This is a genomic window from Pseudomonas sp. A39, from assembly GCF_058145955.1.
Genome location: NZ_JBYVMD010000031.1, coordinates 1 through 24,760 on the forward strand (window position 1 = coordinate 1; position 24,760 = coordinate 24,760).

Genomic DNA, 24,760 nt, shown 5'->3' on the forward strand with positions numbered 1-24,760 from the left:
AGCAGCAGCGTGGTGTGACTGTTGGCGACCAGCAGGTGAGCGATGTAGTCCTCATCCTTGACGCCGGTAGCCGATTTACCTTTACCACCACGGCGCTGGGCCTGGTACGCCGCCAACGGCTGGGTCTTGGCATAGCCACCGTGGGAAATGGTCACCACACGCTCTTCTTCCGGGATCATGTCACCCAGGGTCAGGTCGAGGCGCGCGTCGAGGATCTCGGTGCGGCGCACGTCGCCGTATTCGGCGCGGATCACTTCCAGTTCTTCGCGGATCACTTCCATCAGGCGCACGGCGCTGCTGAGGATGCGGATCAACTCGCCGATCTGGTTGAGGATCTCCTGGTACTCGGCCAGCAGCTTCTCGTGCTCAAGACCGGTCAGGCGGTGCAGGCGCAATTCCAGGATGGCCTGGGCCTGTTCCGGCGACAGGAAGTACTTGCCGTCACGCAGGCCGTATTGCGGATCCAGGGTCTCCGGACGGCACGAGTCGGCGCCGGCACGTTCAACCATCGCCACCACGGCGCTGGACTCCCACGGCATCTTGATCAGGGCTTCTTTAGCTTCCGACGGGGTCGGCGAAGCCTTGATCAGGGCAATCACCGGGTCGATGTTCGACAGCGCAACCGCCTGGCCTTCCAGGATGTGGCCGCGCTCGCGGGCCTTGCGCAGTTCGAACACGGTACGGCGGGTAACGACTTCGCGACGGTGACGGACGAAGGCTTCCAGCAGATCCTTGAGGTTCAGGATGCGTGGGCGGCCATCGATCAGTGCAACCACGTTGATACCAAACACGCTTTGCAGTTGGGTCTGGGCATAGAGGTTGTTGAGGATCACCTCAGGCACTTCGCCACGGCGCAGCTCGATCACGACGCGCATACCGTCTTTGTCAGACTCGTCGCGCAGCTCGGTGATGCCTTCCAGCTTCTTCTCTTTAACCAGCTCGGCGATCTTCTCGATCAGACGCGCCTTGTTCAGTTGGTAAGGGAGCTCGGTGATGACGATCTGCTGGCGACCACCGACCTTGTCGATGTCTTCGATCATCGAGCGGGCGCGCATGTAAATGCGGCCGCGACCGGTGCGGTAGGCTTCGATGATGCCGGCGCGACCGTTGATGATCGCGGCGGTCGGGAAGTCCGGACCGGGGATGTATTGCATCAGCTCATCGACGGTCAGCTCGGGGTTGTCGATGAGGGCCAGGCAACCGTCGATGACTTCACCGAGGTTGTGCGGCGGGATGTTGGTGGCCATGCCCACGGCGATACCGCTGGAACCGTTGACCAGCAGGTTGGGGATCTTGGTTGGCATGACGGCCGGGATCATTTCGGTGCCGTCGTAGTTCGGCACCCAGTCCACGGTTTCTTTATGCAGGTCGGCCAGCAGCTCGTGCGCCAGCTTGGTCATGCGCACTTCGGTGTATCGCATGGCCGCAGCGTTGTCGCCGTCGACCGAACCGAAGTTGCCCTGGCCGTCTACCAGCAGGTAGCGCAGGGAAAACGGCTGGGCCATCCGAACGATGGTGTCGTACACCGCAGTGTCGCCGTGAGGGTGATACTTACCGATCACGTCACCGACAACACGGGCAGATTTCTTGTACGGCTTGTTCCAGTCGTTACCCAGCTCGCTCATCGCGAACAGCACACGCCGGTGCACGGGCTTCAAGCCATCGCGCGCATCAGGCAGTGCCCGACCGACAATTACGCTCATCGCGTAGTCGAGGTAGGACTGTTTCAGCTCGTCTTCGATATTGACCGGGAGGATTTCTTTGGCCAGTTCGCCCATGAGAAGCCTGATTCCTTTTTCGGGTGAAACCTCGTCACATCCATTTGGGACGAACGAAGCTCGCCGCTGCCGGCAGAGTGCCTGACAACGACTTACGACAAATCAACGAGTTATGACACGGATCTGCACGTTATAGGCCACCCCTCGGGGTGGCCCTGGAAACCGCCGGATGTTATCACAATCGCCGCCACGCACCTATCCCCCTGATGCGCATGGAGCATAGTAAGTTGACGGATGACAGGCTTGAGGGCGACGAGAGGGGCTCAGAGGTGGGTTGGTGCTTTTTTCTGAGGGCAGATCCGAGGGTTTTGTTGACTTATAAAGCCAATCGGGGGCAAGCCCCTCCCCCATTTTGAATGCATTCGCCGCTCACGTGTGGGAGGGGGCTTGCCCCCGAAGGCCATTCCACAAACACCACACCCCTCAATGCAACCGCTTACGGCACATCAACTTGGCCAATTTGGCCGTATCCGGCCGCTCGACCACACCTTTCTCGGTCACGATCACGTCGATCAGGTCGGCCGGCGTCACGTCAAACACCGGGTTGTAGGCATTCACATCCGCCGCAAAGCGCTGGCCGGCCACTTCCAGCAACTCACCGGCATCGCGCTCTTCCAGGGCAACGTCATCGCCAGTGGCCATCATCATGTCCAGGGTGGAACTCGGCGCCACCACCATGAAACGCACGCCATGGTGCATCGCGCACACCGCCAGCTGGTAGGTGCCGATCTTGCTGATCACGTCACCATTGGCGGCAATGCAATCGGCGCCGACGATCACCCACGTCACGCCTTTGGTCTTGAGGATATGCGCCCCCGCCGAATCGGCATTCACCGTCACCGGGATACCCTCGCCCGCCAGTTCCCAGGCGGTCAGCCGCGAACCTTGCAGCCAGGGGCGCGTTTCGTTGGCATAGACCTGCTCGACCATGCCCTCCAGGTAGGCTGCGCGAATCACTCCGAGCGCCGTTCCCACGCCGCCGGTCGCCAGGGCGCCTGCGTTGCCGTGGGTGAGGATGGCCTGGGCATTGCCCTGGTGCTTGCGGATCAGTTCGACGCCCAGTTGGGCCATGGTCAGGTTGGCTTCGCGATCACTTTCATGGATCGCGATGGCTTCGGCTTCCAGCACCGCCAGCGGATCGGCGTGCTTCTTGACACGATCCAGACGGTCGCGCATGCGCTTCAACGCCCAGAACAGGTTCGATGTGGTGGGACGGGCATCGGCTAACAGTGCGTAGTCTTCTTCCCAGGCAGCCTGCCAGTCACCGCCCTCGGCGATGCGCACACGGGCCGCCAACACCAGGCCATACGCAGCACTGATGCCAATGGCCGGCGCACCGCGCACCACCATCGTACGGATGGCTGCCGCCACGTCTTCGACCGTCACGCAGGCCACCCAGCTTTCCCGGGATGGCAAGGCACGCTGATCGAGCAGGTACAGCGCGCCATCACGCCAATCGATGGCCTTCACCTTCTCCGCTGCCAACAGTCGATCGCGCATCCCTTACTCCGCACTCAAGAACAAAGCCGCCGATTATAGCGATCCGCCAGCCAGGGCGCTCGGGTATACTTCGCCCTTCTTTTATAGCTGCCTGGGAAGAAGCCCGCGATGACCGCCACTGCCGCCCCGCTCGACGTGTTGCTGCTGCCAACCTGGCTGGTGCCTGTCGAACCCGCTGGCGTGGTGCTCAAGGAGCATGGCCTGGGCATCCGCGATGGGCGCATTGCCTTTATCGGGCCACGGGCAGCGGCCTTGAAGCTGGCAACCCACGAGGTGCGCGAGCTGCCGGGCATGCTGCTCAGCCCCGGCCTGATCAACGCCCACGGGCATGCGGCGATGAGCCTGTTTCGCGGCCTGGCCGACGACCTGCCACTGATGACCTGGCTGGAAAAACACATCTGGCCCGCCGAGGCCAAGTGGGTCGATGAAGCGTTCGTACGCGACGGCACCGACCTGGCCATCGCCGAGCAGCTCAAGGGTGGCATCACCTGCTTCTCCGACATGTACTTTTACCCCAAGGTCGCCAGCGACTGCGTGCATAACAGCGGCATGCGCGCACAGATCGCGATTCCGATCCTCGACTTCCCGATTCCCGGCGCCAGCACGGCCGATGAGGCGATTCGCCAGGGCATTGAACTGTTCGGCGACCTCAAGCACCACCCGCGCATCAAGATCACCTTCGGGCCCCATGCGCCTTACACCGTGTGCGATGACAACCTGGAAAAAATCCGCGTAATCGCCGAAGAGCTGGACGCCACGATCCATATGCATGTTCACGAAACCGCCTTTGAAGTGCAGCAAGCCGTCGAGCAGACCGGCGAGCGCCCACTGGCGCGCCTGGGCCGCCTCGGGCTGTTGGGGCCGCGCTTCCAGGCCGTTCATATGACCCAAATCAGCGAGGATGACCTGGCTTTGCTGGTAGAAAGCAACACCAGCGTCATCCATTGCCCGGAATCCAACCTGAAACTGGCCAGCGGCTTTTGCCCGGTGGAGCGTCTGTGGCAGGCTGGCGTGAATGTGGCCATCGGCACCGATGGCGCCGCCAGCAACAATGACCTCGACCTGCTGGGCGAAACCCGCACTGCGGCGATGCTGGCGAAGGCCGTCGCCGGTTCGGCCACAGCGCTGGATGCCCACCGTGCCCTGCGCATGGCGACGCTCAATGGCGCGCGGGCCATGGGCCTGGAAAACGAGATTGGCTCGCTGGAGGTCGGCAAGGCGGCGGATATCGTTGCCTTCGATCTGTCGGGGCTGGCGCAACAACCGATCTACGATCCGGTCTCACAGCTTATATATGCCACCGGACGCGATTGCGTGAAACACCTTTGGGTCGCCGGCAAGCAATTGCTCGACGACCGGCAGTTGACCCGCATGGATGAACACCAGTTGACCGCCACGGCCATCGCCTGGGGCCAACGTATCAGCGGGCACAGCGAATAACGCCGGTCTTGAACCGTATCGTTCAGGGCTGACAAACCGATTTATCAGATTTAGAGGATTCACCATGAGCAACGTCGACCACGCCGAAATCGCCAAATTCGAAGCCCTGGCTCACCGCTGGTGGGACCGCGAAAGCGAGTTCAAACCCCTGCACGACATCAACCCACTGCGGGTCAACTGGATTGACGAACGCGTCAACCTGGCCGGCAAGAAGGTGCTGGACGTGGGCTGCGGCGGCGGCATCCTCAGCGAAGCCATGGCCCAGCGCGGCGCGACCGTGATGGGCATCGACATGGGTGAAGCGCCCTTGGCGGTGGCCCAGCTGCACCAGCTGGAATCCGGCGTGAGCGTGGAGTATCGCCAGATCACCGCCGAAGCCCTGGCTGAAGAGATGCCCGAGCAGTTCGACGTGGTCACCTGCCTGGAAATGCTCGAGCACGTGCCGGACCCGTCCTCGGTGATCCGTGCGTGCTTCCGCATGGTCAAGCCGGGCGGCCAGGTGTTCTTCTCCACCATCAACCGCAACCCCAAGGCCTACTTGTTCGCGATCATCGGCGCCGAATACATCATGAAGCTGCTGCCGCGCGGCACCCATGACTTCAAGAAATTCATCCGCCCTTCCGAGCTGGGCGCCTGGAGCCGCCAGGCCGGGCTGACCGTCAAGGACATCATCGGCCTGACCTACAACCCGCTGACCAAACACTACAAGCTGGCCAGCGATGTTGACGTCAACTACATGATCCAGACCCTGCGCGAGGAGTGAGCCTGTGAAGTTGCGAGCGGTTCTCTTCGATATGGACGGTACCCTGCTGGACACCGCGCCGGACTTTATCGCCATCTGCCAGGCCATGCGCGCCGACCGCGGCCTGGCGCCGATCAATCCCCAGCACATCCGCGATGAAATCTCCGGCGGTGCACGGGCGATGGTCGCCGTGACCTTCTCGATGGACCCGGAATCCCCAGGCTTTGAAGCGCTGCGCCAGGAGTTCCTCGAGCGCTACCTCAAGGGCTGCGCGGTCCACAGCACATTGTTCGACGGCATGGCCGAGCTGCTGGAAGACATCGAAAAAGCCAAACTGATCTGGGGCGTGGTCACCAATAAGCCACTGCGCTTTGCCGAACCGATCATGCAGCAGCTGGGCCTGGCCGAGCGCTCGGCGCTGCTGATCTGCCCCGATCATGTGAAAAACAGCAAGCCGGACCCGGAGCCGATGATCCTGGCGTGCAAGATGCTCGACCTGGACCCGGCCAGCGTGCTGTTCGTGGGCGATGACCTGCGCGATATCGAGTCCGGCCGCGACGCCGGCACCCGTACCGCGGCGGTGACCTACGGCTATATCCACCCGGACGACAACCCGCGCCATTGGGGTGCCGATGTGGTGGTGGATCACCCGCTGGAGCTGCGTAAAGTACTGGATAACGCACTGTGCAGTTGCTGATTGGGAATGCTTGCGGCTGATGTGCCTTTGTGGCGAGGGAGCTTGCTCCCGCTGGCCTGCGTAGCAGGCCCATCTTTTGGGGCCGCTTCGCGCCCCAGCGGGAGCAAGCTCCCTCGCCACAAAAGCAAAGGTTGCGATCAATCACATGGATTTTCTGTGAATTCTGTCGAGGTTGTTTATGTTTGATTACTCCGCACGTCCAGAACTGCTCAAAGGCCGAATCATCCTGGTGACCGGTGCCGGTCGCGGGATTGGCGCGGCAGCGGCGAAAACCTACGCCGCCCATGGCGCTACCGTGCTGTTGCTGGGCAAGACCGAAGCCAACCTGGCCCAGGTCTATGACGAAATCGAAGCGGCGGGCCAGCCGCAACCGGTGGTGATCCCGTTCAACCTGGAGACCGCCCTGCCCCATCAGTACGATGAGCTGGCCGCGATGATCGAAAAAGAATTCGGCCACCTCGACGGCCTGCTGCACAACGCCTCGATCATCGGCCCACGCACGCCGATCGAGCAGTTGTCCGGTGAGAATTTCATGCGAGTCATGCACGTGAACGTCAACGCGATGTTCATGCTGACCAGCACCCTGCTGCCGCTGCTCAAACTGTCCCAGGATGCGTCGGTGGTCTTCACCTCCAGCAGCGTCGGGCGTAAGGGCCGGGCGTATTGGGGGGCTTATGGGGTGTCAAAGTTTGCGACCGAGGGGCTGATGCAAACCCTGGCCGATGAGCTGGAGGATGTGGCGGCGGTACGGACCAACAGCATCAACCCCGGTGGCACGCGCACCAGCATGCGCGCCCAGGCGTACCCAGGGGAAAACCCGATGGAAAGGCCGGCGCCGGAAGAGATCATGCCGGTGTACCTGTACCTGATGGGGCCGGACAGTGCCGGCATCAACGGGCAGGCGTTCGACGCGCAATAACAGGCACACTATAAAACCAAATGTGGGAGGGGGCTTGCCCCCGATAGCAGGTGATCAGTCACAACCTCTTTGACTGATGCACCGCTATCGGGAGCAAGCCCCCTCCCACATTTTTTATTGCAGTGTTCTTTAGTTTTTCACCACTTCCTCAAGGGTGAAACGCCCCAGCGGGTTTTGCAGGAAGTTGCTCACATTCTTGCGTGAGATGTTGATGTACGGGCTGTAGTACAAGTCGATCCAGTTCACGTCCTGTTTCGCCAATTTCTGCAATTCCACATACATCTGCTCACGCTTGGCCGGGTCGGCCTCGATGCGTGCGGCGGCTACCAGGTCCTTGACCTTGTCGTTCTTGTAGCGGGTCATGTAGTTCTGGTTGGTGTCGTGGCCCAGCACGAAGGTGGTCTTCTGGTCCGGGTCGAGGATGTCGTTGGTCCAGTACATCACCGAAATATCGTACTCACCGTCCACCAGCATCTGCCAGCTTTGGGTCGGGTCGACCTTTTGCAGGTTGGCGGTCACGCCGACCTTGGCCAGTTGGTCCTTGATGATCACCGCAATCTGCTCGTCGGCTTCGTTGCCGGCGTTGACCACGTAGTTGAGCTTCAAGTCCTTGGCGCCGGCCTGCTCCAGCAGCTTCTTGGCGGCGGTCGGGTCGTACGGGCGCTGCAGGTTGTTGGCGTAGTGGTACAGCGAGCCCTTTGGAATGTAGGAATAGGCCACGGTGCCCTGACCGTAGGTGGCGGTCTTGACCAGCGATTGTTTGTCGATAGCCATGTCCAGCGCTTCACGCACTTCCTGCTTGGCCAGCAAGCCATGGGCGTGGTTGATCAGCAGGTGATCTTCACGGGTCGACGGGTCGGCGTGGATCACCACGTTCTTGTCTTTCTTCAGCTCTTCAACCCGTGAGAACGGTACGAAGATCGCCGTGTCCAGCTCGTTGTTCTGCACCATGCGCATGCGGGTGTTGTCGTCGGTGACGGACACCCACTCCACGCCATCCAGGCTCACGTTCTTGGCCTGCCAGAAGTTCGGGTTCTTCTTGAGGATCACCCGATCGCCCTTGCGCCACTCGTCCACGGTAAACGCACCGGAGGTCACCGGGTTTTCCGAGTAGGCGTCTTCGCCCATCTTGGTCATGGCTTTTTCCGACAGGATCGATACCGTCGGCGACGCCAGTTGCGAGAGGAAGGCTACCGCCGGAGTCTTGAGGGTGACCACCAGGGTTTTCGGGTCCGACGCCTTGGCGGTGTTGATCAGGTTGAACGGATCGGCCCACAGCGAGGCCTTGTTGTCGCGAATACGCAACAGGCTGAACGCCGCATCTTCGGCGGTGATCGGCGAGCCATCCGAGAACTTCGCATCACGCAGCTTGAAGGTGTAGGTCAGGCCGTCCTTGGAGATGTCCCAGCTTTCGGCCAGGCCCGGCTCCATCTTGGTGCCCAGGTTGTCGACGCGCACCAGGGTGTCGTAGACGTTGGCGAAGACCCAGGTGTCGCGGTTCTGAGCGCTTTTGATCGGGTCGAACGTGGTGCTGTCTTCACGGCAGCCGATGGTCAATACACCCGCCGCCTGGGCAAAACCAGCGGTCAGCGACCAGGCGGTCAATGTGGCGGCGGCGAGCAACTTCAAGTGGCGCGATTGCATATCACAACTCCTTGTTAATGAATGGCAGAGGGTTAAAGCAAAGGTTCTTCAAGCACGCAACTGTACCGATGCTCGTGCAGGAAATGCGTCGGCGGCAACACCACGGAACACATGGAGCGGGCATGCCGGCAACGCGGATGAAAGGCACAGCCCGTAGGCAAATTCAGTGGGCTCGGGGGTTCACCCGGCAAGGGCTCCGTAGGTAACGGCCGATGCGGGTCAATCTCGGGAATCGCCTGGATCAGCGCCGCCGTGTACGGATGGCGTGGCGTTGTAAAGACCGCCTCCACCGGGCCTTCCTCGACGATCTTGCCCAGGTACATCACCGCCACGCGGTCGCACAGGCGGCGCACGATGGCGAGGTCATGGGCGATGAACAGGATCGCCAGGTTCATGCGCTGTTGCAGTTCCAGCAGCAGGTTGATGATCTGGCCCTGGATCGACACATCCAGCGCCGCCACGCACTCATCGGCGATGATCAGTCGTGGCTCCACCGCCAGCGCCCGGGCAATGCCGACGCGCTGGCATTGCCCGCCGCTGAGGGAGCCGGGTTTGCGGTCGGCGAGTTCGGGGCGCAGGCCGACCAGGTCGAGCAACTCATTCACGCGCGCGGGAATCTGCTGCGGCGCGACCTTGCGCTGCACCCGCAGCACTTCGGCGATGGTTTCGCCGATGGTGTGGCGCGGGTTCAGCGCGGCGTACGGGTCCTGGAAGATCATCGCGGTTTCATGCCGCAGGCGGGTGATGTCGATGGCGCTGCCATGCGCCATGTCGACGCCATCAAACAACACCTGCCCGGCGCTGATCGGGTTGAGGTGCAGAATGGCGCGGCCCAAGGTGCTTTTGCCGCTGCCGGACTCGCCGACCAGCCCCAGGGTTTCGCCCGCCGCCAGGTTCAGCGACACGCCGTTCACCGCCCTTACCCACTGCTTGTTCAAACCAAACAAGCCGGTGCCGGACGCGGCAAACTTCACCTCGAGGTCCTTGATCTGCAACAGGCTCATGGCTGCGCTCCCAACGGGTAATGACAGGCGACGCGCGCGCCTTCCGGCAGCACCTCGGTACACAAGGCGCCGACCTGCGGGCAACGCGGGTTGAACCGGCAGCCGGCGGGCAATGCATCCAGCAACGGCGGCTGCCCGGGGATGGTGCGCAGCAAGGCGTGGCCACTGCTGTGGGCGGGCTGGCAGTCGATCAAACCGGCGGTGTACGGGTGCTGTGGCCGGGCCAGCAGGTCGTATTTGCTGCCGTGCTCGCAGAGGCGCCCGGCATACATCACGGCGATGGCGTCGCAGGTTTGCGCGACCACACCGAGGTCGTGGGTGATCATGATGATCGACAGACCGCGTTGATCGCGCAGGTCCAGCAACAGCCGCAGGATTTGCGCCTGCACCGTCACATCCAGGGCGGTGGTCGGCTCGTCGGCGATCAGCACTTTCGGGTTGCAGCCCAGCGCCACGGCGATCATTGCGCGCTGGCGCATGCCGCCGGAAAACTCGTGGGGGTAGTTGTCGATGCGCGCCTGGGGATCGGGAATGCCCACCTGGCGCAACACGTCGATGGCCTGCAACCGGGCATCTTTCTTCGATGCGCCCTGGTGCAGGCGAATGCCTTCGGCAATCTGTTCGCCAATGCGCATCAGCGGATCAAGGTGGCTGCTGGGGTTCTGGAAAATCATGCCCAGTTGCCCGCCGCGTATCGCGCGCATCCCCGCATCATCCAGCTGCAACAGGTCCTGCCCGGCCAGCCTTACAGCACCGCCCTGCACCCGCAGGTTGGGCGATGGCAGCAAGCGCATAAGACCGCGACAGGCCATGGTCTTGCCCGAGCCGCTCTCACCCACCAAGCCAAGGATTTCGCCCTCGGCCAGATCGAAAGACACGCGGTCGACCAAGGTCACCTCGCGCCCGGCATTGTTGGCGATCACGCTGAGATCGCGCACCTGCAGCACACTCATGAGCGATCTCCCAACACTTGCGCCACGCCATCCGCCAGCAAGCTGAAGCCCATCGCCAAGGTCACGATGGCCAGCCCTGGGAAGGTGCAGATCCACCACGCGGTGGTGATAAAGGCTTGCCCCTCGGCCACCATCGTCCCCCACTCGGCGGTCGGCGGTTGCACGCCCAGGCCCAGGTAACTCACGGCGGCGCCATTGAGCAGCACCAATACGGCGTCAGACATGGAAAACACGATCGAGCCGAACATGGCATTAGGCAATAAATGCCGGAACAGAATGCGCCCATGGCCAAAGCCCAGGCTCTTGGCGGCCAGGGCAAAGTCGCTTTCCTTGAGCACCAGGATTTGCGAGCGGATCAGCCGTGCATACGACACCCAGCCCACCAACGCCATGGCGATATAGAAACTCTTCAGGCCTGGACCAAGGATGGCCATGATCGCCAGCATCAACACCAGGAACGGGAATGCCAGGATCACGTCGATCAGGCGCATGCAAAAACTGTCGAAACGCCCGCCGATATAGCCCGACACCGCGCCGACAAAGGTGCCGATCATGAACGGGAAAATCACCCCGACGATGGCCAACTGCAGGTCAATGCGCGCGCCCCAGATGACCCGCGACAGGATGTCCCTACCGTAGTTATCCGTGCCAAAGGGATGAGCAAGGCTCGGGCCGAGCAAACTGATATCGGTGTTTTGCGCAATCGGGTCATAAGGTGCAATCCACGGCGCACACAGCGCCAGCGCCAGCCACACCAGCAAAATCAACAGGCCCCACGCAGCCGTCAGCCGGCCATTGCGAAAACCAAAACGCAGGCGCAGACGCCACGGGGCAATCAACGGGCGGCTGCTCATTGCATCTTCACCCGTGGGTCGAGGGCCACGGTCACCACGTCGGCGATGAAGTTGACCACCACTGTCGCGCAGGCGAGCACCATGGCGACGCCCTGCACCACCATGTAGTCGCGGGTGAAAATGCCGCGCACCAGCAACTGGCCGATGCCGGGAATGGCAAACAGGCTTTCGATCACCACCGTGCCGCTGATCAGCCAGCCGATATTCACCGCCAGCAGGTTGACCGCCGGCACCAGGGAATTGGGCAACACATGGCGGCGAAACACGGCGGCTTCCGACAGCCCACGAGCCCGGGCGGCGGTGACATGGTCAGCCTGCAACTCCATCAGCATGCTCGCCCGCAGGTTGCGCACCAACACCGCCGACAGCGCCAGGGCGATGGTCAGGCACGGCAGCACCATGTGATGCGCCTTGTCCAGCCAGGTACGACCGTAACCGGACACGGGAAACAAGCCCCACTGCACGCTCAGCAACAGGATCAGCATCAAGCCCAGCCAGAACGCCGGCATGCCCAGGCCGACCGTGGTGAACACGCGGATCAGGTTATCCGCCCAGCCGCCCTTGTTACGCGCGGCCAACGTCGCCAGCGGCACCGCGATCAGCAGCGCCAGCACCACGCTGCCGAGCACCAATACCAGCGTGGGTTCGATGCGGGTGACGATCAGCTTGAGCGCGTCGACCTTGTACAGCAGCGATTGGCCGAGGTCGCCCTTGAGCAGATTTTTCAGGAAGTAGAAATATTGCAGCCACAACGGCTGGTCGAGGCCGTACTGGGCGCGGATTTTCAGTAAGGCGTCGGGCGTGCTGCGCGAACCCAGCAGGGCACGGGCCGGGTCGCCGGGAATCGAGCGCACCAGCACAAAGGTAATCAGGCTGATGCCAAACAGCACCGGCAGCAACTGCAGCGGCCGGGACAGGACAAAACGGTAGCGCGCCAGGTTCATCCGTCAGCCTCGATGACGCGCAAGGAAGTCCAACAGCACCGGGAAGTACGCCTGGGGCTCCTCATAAAAGGGCATATGGCTGCTGTTGGGGAAAACGTGCAATTGGGCGTGTTTAGCCGCCATTTTCATGCGCAGGGCACAGGCCGGGGTGAGTTCGTCGTGCTGGCCGGTGGTGATCAGGATCGGCATCGTGAACGCGGCCATCTCAGGGATGCGGTTCCAGTCCTTGAGGTTACCGATGTAGAGGAACTCGTTGGGACCTTGCATGGTTTCGTAAGGGCCCATGTTCCAGTCGCCGAGGGAACGTTTGACCGGCTCGGGCCATTCGTCGAGACGGCACACGTGGCGGTAGTTGAGCAACGTGATCGCGGCCTGGTACTGCGGGTGGTCCAGGGTGCCCATGGCTTCGTGGCGCTGCATCATCGCCACGGTTTCGCTGCCGAGGGCGCCACGCAGGCGTTCGAGCTCCTGGGACAGGTGCGGAATGTCACCGACGGTGTTTTCGAGGATCAGGCTTTTCAGCGCGTCGGGGTAATGGATGGCGTATTCGATGCCCAGCCAGCCGCCCCAGGAATGCCCGAGCAGATGCACGCGGCCGAGGCCCAGGGCTTGGCGCACGGTTTCAACTTCTTCGACATATCGGCCGATTTCCCACAGCGAAACGTCGGTGGGTCTGGCTGATGCGCCCGTGCCAAGCTGGTCGAATGCAACCACTCGCAGGTTGTGTTCCTTGAGCCAGCCATGGGCGTCGCGCAGGTAGTCACACGGCAGGCCCGGCCCGCCGTTGAGGCACAGCAGCACCTCATCGCCTTCGCCAAAGCTGTAGACCACGAGGTTATGGCCGTCGACTTGCACGTTGTACTGCTGGTCGGGGGCAATTTCACGCCACATGCATACATTCCTTGTGTTGTGTCGGCCTGGCAGGTAGCGGCCGTTTATCGACCAACACTACCGAGGATGCCGCGCGTCCATAACCTAGCATTTCTTATAGGTTTGGCCTGGCAGTCCTTCGCCGGGGCGTGGCATTCTACTTGCAGCAAGTCGAGATTCAAATGAATTCGGGAGCAGAACGGATGCTGGCCAAGCTTACTGCCTTAAATCACCGTCTGATGCCGGGCAGGAGCCTGGACGAGCAGATGGACAACACGTTTATCCTCGCCCAGCAGCTGGGTTTCGATGCACTGGTGTATGACTACACCCCGGTGCCGATCGACCAGGATGGCGCCTTGATCACCCCTTCGGTGCTGGAACTGCGCAACACCCCGCCCGACTGGCACGCCTTATGGTGCAGCAAGGGCTTCTACCAGATCGATCCGGTGCAACATCTGGCCCTGAGTACGGTGTCGCCCTTCGTGTGGTCCTACGACGTCAAGGTCGACACCCCCCTGCAAAAGATCATCGATCCCTGCCACGCCCCGGTGTCGACCTACCTGCATGACCAGCAGTTGACCTGCGGCGTCAGCGTGCCGATCCACCTGCCACGCGGCGGCTTCGCCTCGCTGACCGGCTTGCGCACCGGCAAGGCCTACAGTGTGCTGCAGGATGCGCAGCAGACCTTGTCGGATTTCAGCCTGATTTCCCACGCCTTGCAGGAAGCGGCCTACCCGCTGTTCAGCAAGGAACTGCGCACTTACCCGCATATTCACCTGACCAAACGCGAACGCGAGTGCCTCAAATGGGCCGCCGACGGCCTGACCGCCGCTGAAATAGCCACGCAACTGAGCCGCTCATTGGCGGTGGTCACCCTGCACCTGGCCTCGGCGATGCACAAGCTGGGGGCCAAGAACCGCGTACAGGCGGTGGTTCGCGCCACTCATTACCGCCTGCTGGAGGACTGACCGTCCGGCAAAACCTAGCTGTTTTGCTAGTTACTTAAATTTCCATGACGCCTTATCGTGTCCCTGATCCTTTTTTCAGAGCAGGGCACGAAATGGAATTCATCGAAAAGATCCGCGAAGGCTATGCGGCGTTTGGCGCCTACCAAACCTGGTACCGCGTCACCGGTGACCTCTCCAGCGGCCGCACCCCCTTGGTGGTTATCCACGGCGGCCCCGGATGCACGCATGACTATGTAGACGCCTTCAAGGACGTCGCCGCCAGCGGCCACGCCGTGATCCACTACGACCAGTTGGGCAACGGCCGCTCCACCCATCTGCCTGACAAAGACCCGTCCTTCTGGACCGTGGGCCTGTTCCTCGAAGAACTGAACAACCTGCTGGACCACCTGCAGATCAGCGATAACTACGCGATCCTCGGCCAGTCCTGGGGTGGCATGCTCGGCAGTGAACATGCGATTTTGCAACCCAAGGGCCTGCGCGCCTTCATCCCGGCCAACTCGCCGACGTGCATGCGCACCTGGGTCAGCGAAGCCAACCGCCTGCGCAAATTGCTGCCGGAAGGTGTGCATGAAACCCTGCTCAAGCATGAAGCCGCCGGCACCTATCAGGACCCGGAATACCTCGCGGCGTCGCGGGTGTTTTATGACCATCACGTGTGCCGGGTCAACCCGTGGCCGGAAGAAGTGGCACGCACTTTCGCCCAGGTCGATGCGGACCCGACGGTGTACCACTCCATGAGCGGCCCGACCGAATTCCATGTGATCGGCAGCTTGAAGGACTGGAAATCCATTGGCCGCCTGTCGGCCATCAACGTGCCGACGCTGGTGATTTCCGGCCGGCACGACGAAGCGACGCCGTTGGTGGTCAAGCCGTTCCTGGATGAAATCGCAGATGTGCGCTGGGCGCTGTTTGAAGACTCCAGCCACATGCCGCATGTGGAAGAACGCCAGGCGTGCATGGGGACCGTGGTGAAGTTTCTGGATGAGGTGTGTTCAGTACCGCACAACGTGCTCAAGGCGGGCTGAATGCTCAAGCTGGATGCATTCCAATTGTGGGAGGGGGCTTGCCCCCGATAGCGGTGTGTCAGGAGCCAATCACTCAGCTGATACACCGTAATCGGGGGCAAGCCCCCTCCCACATTCAGGCCTCGCTAGCCTCGGGTTTGGTGACCTTCCTCGACACCTCCGCCACCAACGGGATCTCCCTGCCCTCGGCATCAAACAGCTTGCCGCCTTTGAAGTAATCCCCATCACGCAGTTCCGACACATCACGGAAGCACAAACTGCGCTCAGTCCCCGCCACAAACACCGATTGCTGGTCCGAATTGCCAACGGTGAAATGGTTGAACGCCAGGTTCAGCAGGATCGCCATGATCGCCGAGGAGCTGATCCCCGAGTGAAAGATGGTCGCAAACCAACTCGGGAAGTGATCGTAGAAGCTCGGCGCAGCAATCGGGATCATGCCAAAACCGATGGATGTCGCCACGATGATCAAGTTCATGTTGTTGCGGTAATCGACCTTGGACAAGGTGCGGATACCACTGGCTGCCACAGTGCCAAACAGCACAATCCCCGCCCCGCCCAGCACCGAGGTGGGCACCGCCGCGATCACTCGCCCCATAAAAGGCAGCAGGCCGAGGACCACCAGGAACAGCCCGCCCGTGGCCACCACAAAGCGGCTCTTGACCCCGGTAACCGCGACCAGGCCGACGTTCTGGGCGAAGGCACTCTGGGTGAAGGACCCGAAGATCGGCGCAAACATACTCGACAGCATGTCGGCGCGCAGGCCATTGCCGAGGCGTTTGGAATCGACCTTGGTGTCGATGATTTCACCCACGGCCAGGATGTCCGCCGAGGTCTCGACCAGGGTCACCATCACCACGATGCACATGGAAATGATCGCGGCGACATGGAAGGTGGGCATGCCGAAATGGAATGGCGTGGGGAAACCGAACATCGGCCCCTGGGTCACGCCGGAGAAGTCGGCCATGCCGAGGAACACTGCAATCACGGTGCCGATCACCATCGCCAGCAGGATCGACAAGCGCGAAATGGTCGCGCTGCCGATCTTGCTCAGCAGCAACACCAGCACCAGCGTCAATGCCGCCAGGCCGATGTTTGACATGCTGCCGAAATCCGCGGCGCGGCTGTTGCCGCCCATGGCCCAGCGCGCCGCAACGGGCATCAGGGTCAGGCCGATAGTGGTGATCACAATACCCGTCACCAGCGGCGGGAAAAACTTGGTGATCCGCGAAAACACCGGGGTAATCAGCAGCCCGATAAACGACGCGGCCATCACCGCCCCGAGAATCGCCGGCACCCCGCCAGCGCCATCGCTGCCGACAATCGCCACCATGGTTGCCACACCGGCAAACGAGACGCCCTGCACCAGCGGCAACTGACAGCCAAAAAACGGTAACCCCAGGGTCTGCAATAGCGTGGCCAAGCCACCGGCAAACAATGACGCAGCAATCAGCAAGCCGATGTCTGCCGGCGACAACCCGGCTGCCTGGCCGACGATCAACGGTACCGCGACGATACCGCCGTACATGGTGAGCACATGTTGCAGGCCGTAAGCCATGTTGGCGGCGACGCCGAGATTCTCATCTTCTGGCCGCTGCGGTGACGCCTTCGGGATAGTCATGGTGAGGGGTTCTCTGTTTTTGTTGTGCGGCCACTGTATGCAATGTTCGGACTGGATGTCCATAGAGTTGTATACAATCAATCGAACAAGATACCCTCCATCGGCGTTACAAAAACAATCCGGCCGAGATGAGCCAGAACGCCAAAGGACCTAGAACAATGAAAAAGGCATTGCAGGGCGCCACCGTTGCACTCACGCTCCTCGGCGGTGGGGAGGCCGTCGCGCTGGAATGGATGAACAACAGCGTAGGATTTCGCTACGGCCAGCAGTTCACCAACCCGAATAACCCCGACGAGTTCAGCAAGCGCATCTACAGCTTTACCCACGCCAGCGGCTACCGGTACGGCAGCAATTTCCTCAACCTTGATGTGTTCCTGTCCGACAGCCGCGACCCGCGCAAGGGCACCGACCATGGTGGGAGTGAGGTGTACGCGGTGTATCGCCACCAGTTGTATGCGTCGCGGGTATTCGACGTGCCGCTGGGCACCGGGCTGATCAAGGATTACGCGCTGACCCTGGGCTTCGATGCCAACCGCAACAACAACTTCGCCTCAGCCAAGAAGCGCGCGCTGGTGATCGGCCCGACCTTGAAGTTCAACACCGTCGGCGTGCTGGACCTGAGCCTGATGTACTACAAGGAAAGGAACCACACCGGCATTCCCGGTGCAAAAGAGTCGAACCACACCTTCGACGACACCTACTTGCTCAACCTGACGTGGATGCGCCCGTTCGAAATCGCCAACCACGCGGCGAAATTCCAGGGTTTTATCAATTACGTCGGCGAAAAAGGCGAGGATTACCACGGCCGCGACACCGCGCCGGAAGCCCTGATGCGCACCGCGCTGATGGTGGCGGTGCGACCGGGCAAAAGCGTCAAGCCGAACCTGTACCTGGGGGTGGGTTACGAGTACTGGCATAACAAGTTCGGCGTGGATGGCGGCCGGGGTAGCCGCACCTCAACGCCGACGGTGAACCTTGAGGTCACCTTCTAATACCTGAAGGAATCCGATCAAGTGTGGGAGCTGGCTTGCCTGCGATGGCATCGCCCCGGTGCAACTGACACATCGAGTCGCCGGCATCGCAGGCAAGCCAGCTCCCACACTTGGATCGGATTGTCACTTCAGGCTTGTGCCAGTGCCGAATTACCCTTTTTGGGCCGCGCCAGCCAGTAACCCAACACCGCCAACGGCGCGGTCGCCAACATCACGATCACCGTAATCAGCAGCGGCTCATCGATCATCCACGACACTATCAGGCTCGCGAGAAAGCACAGCCCCAGTTGCAGGGTGTTTTGCAGGGCTGCCGCCTTGCCGGAATTTTCCGCAAAGGGCATCAGCGCATTCGCCACCACGATGGGGTAACTCGCGCCGTTGCACAGCGCCATCAGGCAGAACGGAATCAGCAAGGTAGTGAGGGTCGGTACCGTCAACGTGGCGACCAGGTATAACGCCACCATGCTGATGCAGTACGCCAGCAGCAACCAGGGCAGCAGCGTCTTGCCCTGAACGTGCTGCAGGGCGCTGCGGCAACTGTAGCCACCGACCAGAAACGCCAAGGTCGGCAGCACGTAGCTCAGGCCAATGTCATTCGGGCTGTAGCCCATGCCACCGAGGATGAAGGGGGACGCCGTCAACCACGCGAAAAAGCTGGCAGAGCACGCGGCGAAGATCATGACGTTGCCGGTAAACACGCGCGAGGTGAACAGCTGGCCATACCCCAGGCGCGAAGGTGCGCCCTCCTGCGCCCGAGGTTTCGGCGGCGTACGCAGGAACAACGTCGGCAGCAGTAACAGCAGCGACACGCCCAGCAATACCCCGAAGATCGCCTGCCAACCGAAGTGGTTCAGTACCATCGCCCCCAACAACGGCGCCAGCGCTGGCGACAATGACATCAGTGGCATGATGCTGGCGAACACGCGGTGCGCCTTGTCGGCCGGGTAGCGGTCGATGACCAGCGCCTGCCAGCTTACGGCGGCGGCACACACGCCAATTGCCTGCATAAAGCGCAGCGCCAGCAGTTGCGGCGTCGTCTCGACCCAGAACATCCCCGCGCAGCCCAGCACAAACAGGCTCAGGCCGGCGAGCAGCACCGGTTTGCGCCCCAGGCGGTCGGACAACGGCCCCCACACCAGTTGGCCCAGTGCAAAGCCGGCGAGGAAAATACTCAAGCTGGCGCCTACCGCGCCCGCGCCAATGTGCAGGTGCTCGCCCATGGCGCCGAACGCCGGTAAGTACATGTCCATGGCCAGGTAACCGAGCATGCTCAGCCCCGCCAGGTACCAGGTGAAACCAAAAGAATTTTTCATTGAAGCCTTGTTTAACCTGCCATCAAACTATTTGCTGACTGGCGCCCATTATGAAGCTGACAGTATGTGTGTGAAGCGATAATAATTGGACACTCTTATCAATATTTTTGAAGGCACTCGCCATGTGGTCCGAATACTCCCTGGACGTGGTCGACGCCGTGGCGCGCCATGGCAGCTTCAGCGCCGCCGCCCAGGAATTGCACCGTGTGCCGTCCGCTATCAGCTATACCGTGCGTCAGCTTGAGGAATGGTTGGCAGTGCCGTTGTTTGTGCGCCGGCACCGCGACGTAGAGCTGACGCCCGCAGGTCGGCTGTTTATCGACGAAGCCCGTGGCGTGATGAAAAAAATGCTCGGCACGCGGCGTTTGTGCCAGCAAGTGGCGAATGGCTGGAGTGGCCAGTTAAAGGTCGCGGTGGATTCCATCGTCAAACCCCAGCGTTGTCGGCAACTGGTGCTGGATTTCTATCGACAGTTTCCCGAGGTGGAATTACTGCTGGAGTACGAGGTGTACAACGGTGTGTGGGATGCCCTGGCGGATGAGCGCACCGATATTGTGATCGGCGCCACCAGCGCGGTACCGGTGGCCAGTCACTTTACCTTTCGCGATATGGGCTTGTTGAACTGGCTGTGCGTGGTCAGCGCGCGGCACCCACTGGCGAGCATCGACGGGTTGCTGAGTGACGATCAACTGCGCCCTTTCGCGTCACTGTGCATGACCGACACCTCGCGCAACCTGCCCAAGCGCGACACCTGGACCCTGGATAACCAGCGGCGGCTGGTGGTGCCCAATTGGTCCTCGGCCATCGATTGCCTGCGTGACGGCCTGTGTGTCGGCATGGCCCCCGCGCATCAGGTGTTGCCGTGGATCGCACGCGGTGAACTGGTGGCGCTGCAGCTCAGCCGACCGTTTCCGGCCAGCCCGTCGTGTGTGGCCTGGGCGCAGAGCAAGCTGTCGCCGGCCATGGCGTGGTTGTTGGAGTATTTGGGGGATACCGAGACGATGAACCAGGAGTGGCTGAACGGAAACGATCCCTGACAATCATGGAGATCCCCTGTGGGAGCGGGCTTGCCCGCGATGGCGGAGTGTCAGTTTGCCAATATTTCGACTGATACACCGCTATCGCGGGCAAGCCCGCTCCCACAGGGTGGACGTCATTTCAATCCAATAGACGGGTGATGGCGCGCACGATCATCTCGACTTCCTTGGCATCCAGGGTCAGCGGTGGCAGCAGGCGAATGACCTTGCCCCGCGTCACGTTGATCAGCAAACCGTGCTCCTGTGCGGCACGCTGGGCCAGGTCACGATAGGGATTGGCCAGCTCGATACCGATCATCAACCCCTGCCCCCGAATCGCCAGCACCTGCGGGTGCTCACTCAACTCCACCCGCAACCGCGCCAGCAAGCGCTCACCCTGCTGCGCCGCGTTCTGCAGCAAGCCTTGTTCTTCGATGATGTCCAGCACGGTGCACCCGACCCGACACGCCAACGGGTTGCCGCCGAAGGTGCTGCCGTGGCTGCCCGGTGTAAACAACTGAGCCACGGCGGCGCGGGCCAGGCAGGCGCCGATCGGTACACCGTTGCCGAGGCCTTTGGCCAGGGTCATCACGTCCGGGACGATGCCTTCATGCTGGAAGGCAAACCAGGCGCCGGTGCGGCCGATGCCGGTCTGGATTTCGTCGAGCATCATCAGCCAACCGTGGCGCGTGCAGTGATCACGCACGGCTTGCAGATAGCCCGGCGGCGCCGGCAGTACGCCACTTTCGCCTTGGATCGGCTCCAACAGCACCGCCGCGATACGCGTGCCAAATGCTTGTGTGATGGCTTCTATCGCGGCGATATCACCAAAGCCCACCTTGAGAAAATCCCCCGGCAAACGTTGGAAGCCCAGGCGCACCGATGGCCCATCGCTCGCGGCCATCGTGCCCAGTGTGCGGCCATGAAAGGCGTTTTCCATCACAACGACCAGCGGCGCTTCGATGCCCTTTTTCCAGCCATGCAGCCGCGCCAGTTTCAGCGCTGTTTCGTTGGCTTCGGCACCGGAATTGTTGAAGAAAGCGCGGTCCAGGCCGGACAGCTGGGCCAGGCGCTGGGCCAGCCGTTGTTGCCAATCGATGCTGTAGAGGTTGGAGGTGTGCAACAGCAAACCCGCCTGCTCGCTGATCGCCGTCACCAGCCTGGGGTGCGAATGACCGACATTGGTCACCGCCACGCCGGCCACCGCATCCAGGTATTCGCGACCTTGCTGGTCCCACAGGCGCGTGCCCAGGCCACGGGTAAAACTCAGGGCCAAGGGTTGGTACGTGGTCATCAGGCAGGCGGCAGTCATGGTGCGGGCTCCAGTGCATCGTAGTGATGGGAGCAGTATCGTTAACCACCTGAGCTGGATAAACTGCGCATTCCTGCAATGACTTTAAATCAGGGCTTGATAATGGACCTGTTCCAGGCAATGTCGGTGTACGTGAAAGTGGTCGAGGCCGGCAGCATGACGGCGGCAGCCCAAGCCTGCGGCATGTCCACGACCATGGTCGGCAACCACCTGCGCGCCTTGGAGCAACGATTGGGCGTCAGCCTGCTCAAGCGCACCACGCGCAAGCAAAGCCTCACGGAATTTGGCGGGCAGTATTACCAGCGCTGCCTTGAGGTGCTGGGGCTGGTGGCCGACTCCGAGCAGCTTGCCGAGCAAGCCCATAGCGACATCCCCAAAGGCACCCTGCGTATCACTGCGCCCCCCGTGTTCGGCACCGAACGCCTTACACCGGCCTTGAGCGAATTTTCCCGGCGCTTCCCGCAGATCAACCTGTATGTGGTGCTAAGTAATGAGCGGATGGACTTGGTCGACAGCGGCTTCGACGTGGCCATCCGTCTTGGCGAACTGGAAACCTCCAGCCTGATCGCCAGGCCCATGCAGGACTACACCCTCACCCTCTGCGCGTCGCCAGCCTACCTGGCGCGACGCGGCACGCCTTCGAGCCCAGCAGAACTGCAGCAGCACGACTGCCTGGCGTTCGCCTACCCGGCGAATGACAACTGGCGCGATACCGAAAAACTGTGGCGCATGACCGGTGATGGAGGCGAGCTGGAGGTTCCGGTGTCCGGCTCATTGACCATCAACAGCTCGCAAGGCTTGCGCCAGGCGGCCGTAAACGGCATGGGCATCATCATGCTGGCCGATGCCCTGGTGCAACCGGACCTGGAGAGCGGCAAGTTGGTGGCCTTGCTGACCACCTATAAACTGCCCAGCCGCCCCATGCACCTGCTCTACGGCCAGGACCGTTATCGCCTGCCCAAGCTACGCGCCTTTGTGGATTTCGCCATGGAGAAATGGGCGCGCTAGAAGTCCACGCCCAATTCGCGCAAGCGCGTCGCTGTACTTTCAGCCGACACGTGGTGAATCCCCTGCCAACCCAGGGCAACGGCCGCCTCGATATTGCCGGCAACATCATCGATAAATACCACTTCAGCCGGCAGGATATCCGGCAGGTGGACGCGTACCTGGCCGAGGCTGGCGTGGTAGATCGCGGCGTCAGGCTTGATCAGTTTCAACTCGCCGGACACCACAATGTCGCGAAAGTACCCGAGGAACGGGTAATTGGCCCGCGCATACGGAAAAGTCTCAGCGGACCAGTTGGTGAGCCCGAACAGCGGCATATCGGCGCGGTGCAACGCGTTGAGGATCGCTACGCCTTCCGGCAACGGGCCACGCAGCATCTCGTGCCAGCGGTCGTAATAGGCCTTAATCAAGCGCTCATGATGCGGGTATTGCCCGATCAGGCTGCGGGTGCCATCGGCCAGGGAGCGACCGGCATCCTGCTCGGTGTTCCAGGCCTGAGTGCAGATGGTGTCGAGAAAGTGTTGCCGTTGGTGATCGTCGGCAATCAGCTTGCGGTACAGATGGTGAGGATTCCAGTCGAACAGAACACCGCCGAAATCAAAAACTACTGCACGAATCGTCATCAGATCCTCCGTTAGCATGGTTTGACAGCTGAAGGAGTCTGGCAGATTGAGGGCGGCTGTGGGAGCGTGATGGCGTGCCGGAACATGCCCACAAAGAATGATCGACACACATCAAATGTGGGAGGGGGCTTGCTCCCGATGGCGGTCTATCAGTCGGTATGTATTGACTGACAGACTGCTATCGGGGGCAAGCCCCCTCCCACATTTTTAACCGCGTTTTAGGCTTGGACTAAACCATTGATCTTCACGGTAGGATTCACGTCAGCGTCGTAGTCCACGCCGTCGATTTCAAAGCCGAACAAACGCAGGAACTCCGCCTTGTAACCGGCGAAATCACTGATCTCGTTGACGTTGTCGTCGGTGACCTGGTTCCACAGCGCCGCCACGGCGTCCTGGACTTTCGGTTCCAGCTCGGCCAGGTCGGCACGCAGGCGGCCGTCGGCGTCGAGTTTAGGCTCGCTGCCGTACAGGCTGTCCTTGAACAGGCCGTAGACCTGCTCGATGCAACCTTCGTGGGTGCCCTGCTCTTTCATCACTTTGAACAGCAGCGACAGGTACAGCGGCATGATCGGGATGGCCGAGCTGGCCTGGGTGACCACCGCCTTGAGCACCGACACACGGGCGTCGCCCTTGAGTGCAGCGAGGTTGTCGCGCAGGGTCAGGACTTTCTTGTCGAGGTCTTTCTTGGCTTCGCCGATGGAGCCGTTCCAGTAGATGTCCTGGGTCAGCTTTTCACCGAGGTAGGTGAACGCGGTGGTCTTGGCGCCTTCGGCGAGGACGTCGGCGTCACGCAGGGCGTCGATCCACAGCTGCCAGTCTTCGCCACCCATGACTTTCACGGTGCCGTCGATTTCTTCCTGGGTAGCCGGCTCAAGGGTGGTGTCGACCACAACGCCTTTGTCGGTGTTGATACCGCGCAGGGTCACGGCCTTGCCGATCGGCTTGAGGGTGGAGGTGTGCACCACGCCTTGTGGGTCGGTACGGCGTGGCGCGGCCAGGCTGTAGACGACCAGGTCGATCTTGCCCAGGTCTTTCTTGATGGTTTCGATGGTCAGGCGCTTGATCTCGTCGGAGAACGCGTCGCCGTTGATGCTCTTGGCGTACAGGCCTTTTTCGACGGCAAACTTCTCGAACGCAGCGCTGTTGTACCAGCCGGCGGAGCTCAACTTGCCTTCTTCGCCTTCTTTCTCAAAAAACACGCCCAGGGTGTCGGCACCGCAGCCAAACGCGGCACTGATGCGCGCGGCCAGGCCGTAACCGGTGGAAGCACCGAGGACCAGCACCTTTTTCGGGCCACCTTCGATGACGCCGTGTTGAGTCACGTAGTCGATCTGTTCCTTGACGTTCGCTTCACAGCCAACAGGGTGAGCGGTCACACAGATAAAGCCACGAACCCGCGGTTTGATGATCATAAAATTTCTGCCTCTTCCAAGGTGTCGAAGGCCAGTGGTGGCCACTCAACTTCAATCGTACCGGTCTATGACGTCCGAAAAACCGAAGCGTCACGATAGTCGTAAATCTTCCGTTTACAAAATCCAATCCA

General features: G+C 61.4%; 22 protein-coding genes. 9 read left to right on the top strand and 13 right to left on the bottom strand.

The features are described 5' to 3' along the window. Window positions 1-1,778 (bottom strand): DNA gyrase subunit A (gene gyrA, locus AC3ZU9_RS21405; protein WP_490091281.1); only part of this gene is annotated, 1,778 nt, incomplete at its 3' end. Window positions 1,779-2,201: 423 nt separating this feature from the next. Beyond that, window positions 2,202-3,278: an S-methyl-5-thioribose-1-phosphate isomerase gene (mtnA, locus tag AC3ZU9_RS21410; RefSeq protein ID WP_102060902.1), complete on the bottom strand. Its 1,077-nt coding sequence runs from the start codon at window positions 3,276-3,278 to the stop codon at window positions 2,202-2,204. 108 nt (window positions 3,279-3,386) lie between these two features. On the opposite strand from mtnA, the gene AC3ZU9_RS21415 reads away from it, so the two are divergent. The 4 genes from AC3ZU9_RS21415 (at window position 3,387) to AC3ZU9_RS21430 (ending at window position 7,076) form a co-directional block, all read left to right on the top strand. Beyond that, window positions 3,387-4,718 (top strand): TRZ/ATZ family hydrolase, encoded by a 1,332-nt coding sequence (locus AC3ZU9_RS21415; RefSeq protein ID WP_102060903.1) that lies wholly within the window; start codon window positions 3,387-3,389, stop codon window positions 4,716-4,718. Window positions 4,719-4,782: 64 nt separating this feature from the next. Then, complete coding sequence (gene ubiG, locus AC3ZU9_RS21420; protein WP_003172645.1) at window positions 4,783-5,481, top strand: bifunctional 2-polyprenyl-6-hydroxyphenol methylase/3-demethylubiquinol 3-O-methyltransferase UbiG; 699 nt, start codon at window positions 4,783-4,785, stop codon at window positions 5,479-5,481. A gap of 4 nt (window positions 5,482-5,485) precedes the next feature. Next, window positions 5,486-6,157, top strand: coding sequence for an N-acetylmuramic acid 6-phosphate phosphatase MupP (gene mupP, locus AC3ZU9_RS21425; protein ID WP_012722925.1), 672 nt, complete (start codon window positions 5,486-5,488; stop codon window positions 6,155-6,157). A gap of 178 nt (window positions 6,158-6,335) precedes the next feature. After that, window positions 6,336-7,076, top strand: coding sequence for a YciK family oxidoreductase (locus AC3ZU9_RS21430; RefSeq protein WP_490091282.1), 741 nt, complete (start codon window positions 6,336-6,338; stop codon window positions 7,074-7,076). A gap of 129 nt (window positions 7,077-7,205) precedes the next feature. Here the strand turns inward: AC3ZU9_RS21430 and AC3ZU9_RS21435 are convergent, their stop codons facing one another. From AC3ZU9_RS21435 to AC3ZU9_RS21460, 6 genes are read right to left on the bottom strand one after another with little or no spacing between them, the layout of a single operon-like run. Beyond that, window positions 7,206-8,720 carry an ABC transporter substrate-binding protein gene (locus tag AC3ZU9_RS21435; protein WP_012722923.1) on the bottom strand — a complete coding sequence of 505 codons (1,515 nt, stop codon included), beginning with the start codon at window positions 8,718-8,720 and terminating at the stop codon, window positions 7,206-7,208. Between the two features lie 32 nt (window positions 8,721-8,752). Continuing rightward, window positions 8,753-9,724 (bottom strand): ABC transporter ATP-binding protein, encoded by a 972-nt coding sequence (locus AC3ZU9_RS21440; RefSeq protein ID WP_012722922.1) that lies wholly within the window; start codon window positions 9,722-9,724, stop codon window positions 8,753-8,755. Continuing rightward, complete coding sequence (locus tag AC3ZU9_RS21445; RefSeq protein WP_046035078.1) at window positions 9,721-10,677, bottom strand: ABC transporter ATP-binding protein; 957 nt, start codon at window positions 10,675-10,677, stop codon at window positions 9,721-9,723. The genes AC3ZU9_RS21440 and AC3ZU9_RS21445 overlap by 4 nt, the downstream gene beginning before the upstream one ends. Continuing rightward, complete coding sequence (locus tag AC3ZU9_RS21450; RefSeq protein WP_012722920.1) at window positions 10,674-11,531, bottom strand: ABC transporter permease; 858 nt, start codon at window positions 11,529-11,531, stop codon at window positions 10,674-10,676. The genes AC3ZU9_RS21445 and AC3ZU9_RS21450 overlap by 4 nt, the downstream gene beginning before the upstream one ends. Continuing rightward, complete coding sequence (locus tag AC3ZU9_RS21455) at window positions 11,528-12,475, bottom strand: ABC transporter permease (protein WP_012722919.1); 948 nt, start codon at window positions 12,473-12,475, stop codon at window positions 11,528-11,530. The genes AC3ZU9_RS21450 and AC3ZU9_RS21455 overlap by 4 nt, the downstream gene beginning before the upstream one ends. A gap of 3 nt (window positions 12,476-12,478) precedes the next feature. Further along, the gene (locus AC3ZU9_RS21460; protein ID WP_012722918.1) at window positions 12,479-13,366 is read right to left on the bottom strand and encodes a proline iminopeptidase-family hydrolase; all 888 of its coding nucleotides are present in this window, start codon (window positions 13,364-13,366) and stop codon (window positions 12,479-12,481) included. Window positions 13,367-13,548: 182 nt separating this feature from the next. On the opposite strand from AC3ZU9_RS21460, the gene AC3ZU9_RS21465 reads away from it, so the two are divergent. Together AC3ZU9_RS21465 and AC3ZU9_RS21470 are read left to right on the top strand one after the other, a co-directional pair. Beyond that, window positions 13,549-14,313 (top strand): LuxR family transcriptional regulator, encoded by a 765-nt coding sequence (locus AC3ZU9_RS21465; protein ID WP_122809803.1) that lies wholly within the window; start codon window positions 13,549-13,551, stop codon window positions 14,311-14,313. Between the two features lie 92 nt (window positions 14,314-14,405). Next, window positions 14,406-15,338 (top strand): proline iminopeptidase-family hydrolase, encoded by a 933-nt coding sequence (locus AC3ZU9_RS21470; protein WP_490091283.1) that lies wholly within the window; start codon window positions 14,406-14,408, stop codon window positions 15,336-15,338. Between the two features lie 115 nt (window positions 15,339-15,453). Here AC3ZU9_RS21470 and AC3ZU9_RS21475 read toward each other — a convergent pair whose 3' ends face one another. Next, window positions 15,454-16,956, bottom strand: coding sequence for a nucleobase:cation symporter-2 family protein (locus AC3ZU9_RS21475; RefSeq protein ID WP_012722915.1), 1,503 nt, complete (start codon window positions 16,954-16,956; stop codon window positions 15,454-15,456). 158 nt (window positions 16,957-17,114) lie between these two features. On the opposite strand from AC3ZU9_RS21475, the gene AC3ZU9_RS21480 reads away from it, so the two are divergent. After that, window positions 17,115-17,948, top strand: a complete 834-nt coding sequence (locus AC3ZU9_RS21480) for a hypothetical protein (protein WP_046035079.1) — start codon at window positions 17,115-17,117, stop codon at window positions 17,946-17,948. 128 nt (window positions 17,949-18,076) lie between these two features. Here the strand turns inward: AC3ZU9_RS21480 and punC are convergent, their stop codons facing one another. Then, window positions 18,077-19,261 carry a purine nucleoside transporter PunC gene (punC, locus tag AC3ZU9_RS21485; RefSeq protein ID WP_046035080.1) on the bottom strand — a complete coding sequence of 395 codons (1,185 nt, stop codon included), beginning with the start codon at window positions 19,259-19,261 and terminating at the stop codon, window positions 18,077-18,079. Between the two features lie 122 nt (window positions 19,262-19,383). Here punC and punR point away from each other — a divergent pair, with 122 nt between their 5' ends. Beyond that, window positions 19,384-20,298, top strand: coding sequence for a DNA-binding transcriptional activator PunR (punR, locus tag AC3ZU9_RS21490; RefSeq protein ID WP_490091284.1), 915 nt, complete (start codon window positions 19,384-19,386; stop codon window positions 20,296-20,298). A 121-nt stretch (window positions 20,299-20,419) separates the two neighbouring features. On the opposite strand, the gene AC3ZU9_RS21495 is transcribed toward punR, so the two are convergent. Beyond that, window positions 20,420-21,589, bottom strand: coding sequence for an aspartate aminotransferase family protein (locus AC3ZU9_RS21495; RefSeq protein ID WP_012722911.1), 1,170 nt, complete (start codon window positions 21,587-21,589; stop codon window positions 20,420-20,422). 102 nt (window positions 21,590-21,691) lie between these two features. On the opposite strand from AC3ZU9_RS21495, the gene AC3ZU9_RS21500 reads away from it, so the two are divergent. Next, a complete protein-coding gene (locus AC3ZU9_RS21500) occupies window positions 21,692-22,597 on the top strand; it encodes a LysR family transcriptional regulator (protein ID WP_490091285.1) in 906 nt (301 codons plus the stop codon). Here the strand turns inward: AC3ZU9_RS21500 and AC3ZU9_RS21505 are convergent. Both AC3ZU9_RS21505 and fabV read right to left on the bottom strand, forming a co-directional pair. Further along, complete coding sequence (locus AC3ZU9_RS21505; protein ID WP_490091286.1) at window positions 22,594-23,217, bottom strand: HAD family hydrolase; 624 nt, start codon at window positions 23,215-23,217, stop codon at window positions 22,594-22,596. The genes AC3ZU9_RS21500 and AC3ZU9_RS21505 overlap by 4 nt on opposite strands. 218 nt (window positions 23,218-23,435) lie before the next feature. Beyond that, window positions 23,436-24,629: an enoyl-ACP reductase FabV gene (gene fabV, locus AC3ZU9_RS21510; RefSeq protein ID WP_231808313.1), complete on the bottom strand. Its 1,194-nt coding sequence runs from the start codon at window positions 24,627-24,629 to the stop codon at window positions 23,436-23,438. Between the last annotated feature and the right edge of the window lie 131 nt (window positions 24,630-24,760).

What these genes read in the sequence shown, in the direction of transcription:
- mtnA (WP_102060902.1), bottom strand. Translation starts at nt 3,278, where the DNA reads ATGCGCGATCGACTGTTGGCAGCGGAGAAGGTGAAGGCCATCGATTGG.
- AC3ZU9_RS21415 (WP_102060903.1), top strand. Translation starts at nt 3,387, where the DNA reads ATGACCGCCACTGCCGCCCCGCTCGACGTGTTGCTGCTGCCAACCTGG.
- ubiG (WP_003172645.1), top strand. Translation starts at nt 4,783, where the DNA reads ATGAGCAACGTCGACCACGCCGAAATCGCCAAATTCGAAGCCCTGGCT.
- AC3ZU9_RS21430 (WP_490091282.1), top strand. Translation starts at nt 6,336, where the DNA reads ATGTTTGATTACTCCGCACGTCCAGAACTGCTCAAAGGCCGAATCATC.
- AC3ZU9_RS21435 (WP_012722923.1), bottom strand. Translation starts at nt 8,720, where the DNA reads ATGCAATCGCGCCACTTGAAGTTGCTCGCCGCCGCCACATTGACCGCC.
- AC3ZU9_RS21440 (WP_012722922.1), bottom strand. Translation starts at nt 9,724, where the DNA reads ATGAGCCTGTTGCAGATCAAGGACCTCGAGGTGAAGTTTGCCGCGTCC.
- AC3ZU9_RS21445 (WP_046035078.1), bottom strand. Translation starts at nt 10,677, where the DNA reads ATGAGTGTGCTGCAGGTGCGCGATCTCAGCGTGATCGCCAACAATGCC.
- AC3ZU9_RS21450 (WP_012722920.1), bottom strand. Translation starts at nt 11,531, where the DNA reads ATGAGCAGCCGCCCGTTGATTGCCCCGTGGCGTCTGCGCCTGCGTTTT.
- AC3ZU9_RS21455 (WP_012722919.1), bottom strand. Translation starts at nt 12,475, where the DNA reads ATGAACCTGGCGCGCTACCGTTTTGTCCTGTCCCGGCCGCTGCAGTTG.
- AC3ZU9_RS21460 (WP_012722918.1), bottom strand. Translation starts at nt 13,366, where the DNA reads ATGTGGCGTGAAATTGCCCCCGACCAGCAGTACAACGTGCAAGTCGAC.
- AC3ZU9_RS21465 (WP_122809803.1), top strand. Translation starts at nt 13,549, where the DNA reads ATGCTGGCCAAGCTTACTGCCTTAAATCACCGTCTGATGCCGGGCAGG.
- AC3ZU9_RS21470 (WP_490091283.1), top strand. Translation starts at nt 14,406, where the DNA reads ATGGAATTCATCGAAAAGATCCGCGAAGGCTATGCGGCGTTTGGCGCC.
- AC3ZU9_RS21475 (WP_012722915.1), bottom strand. Translation starts at nt 16,956, where the DNA reads ATGACTATCCCGAAGGCGTCACCGCAGCGGCCAGAAGATGAGAATCTC.
- AC3ZU9_RS21480 (WP_046035079.1), top strand. Translation starts at nt 17,115, where the DNA reads ATGAAAAAGGCATTGCAGGGCGCCACCGTTGCACTCACGCTCCTCGGC.
- punC (WP_046035080.1), bottom strand. Translation starts at nt 19,261, where the DNA reads ATGAAAAATTCTTTTGGTTTCACCTGGTACCTGGCGGGGCTGAGCATG.
- punR (WP_490091284.1), top strand. Translation starts at nt 19,384, where the DNA reads ATGTGGTCCGAATACTCCCTGGACGTGGTCGACGCCGTGGCGCGCCAT.
- AC3ZU9_RS21495 (WP_012722911.1), bottom strand. Translation starts at nt 21,589, where the DNA reads ATGACTGCCGCCTGCCTGATGACCACGTACCAACCCTTGGCCCTGAGT.
- AC3ZU9_RS21500 (WP_490091285.1), top strand. Translation starts at nt 21,692, where the DNA reads ATGGACCTGTTCCAGGCAATGTCGGTGTACGTGAAAGTGGTCGAGGCC.
- AC3ZU9_RS21505 (WP_490091286.1), bottom strand. Translation starts at nt 23,217, where the DNA reads ATGACGATTCGTGCAGTAGTTTTTGATTTCGGCGGTGTTCTGTTCGAC.
- fabV (WP_231808313.1), bottom strand. Translation starts at nt 24,629, where the DNA reads ATGATCATCAAACCGCGGGTTCGTGGCTTTATCTGTGTGACCGCTCAC.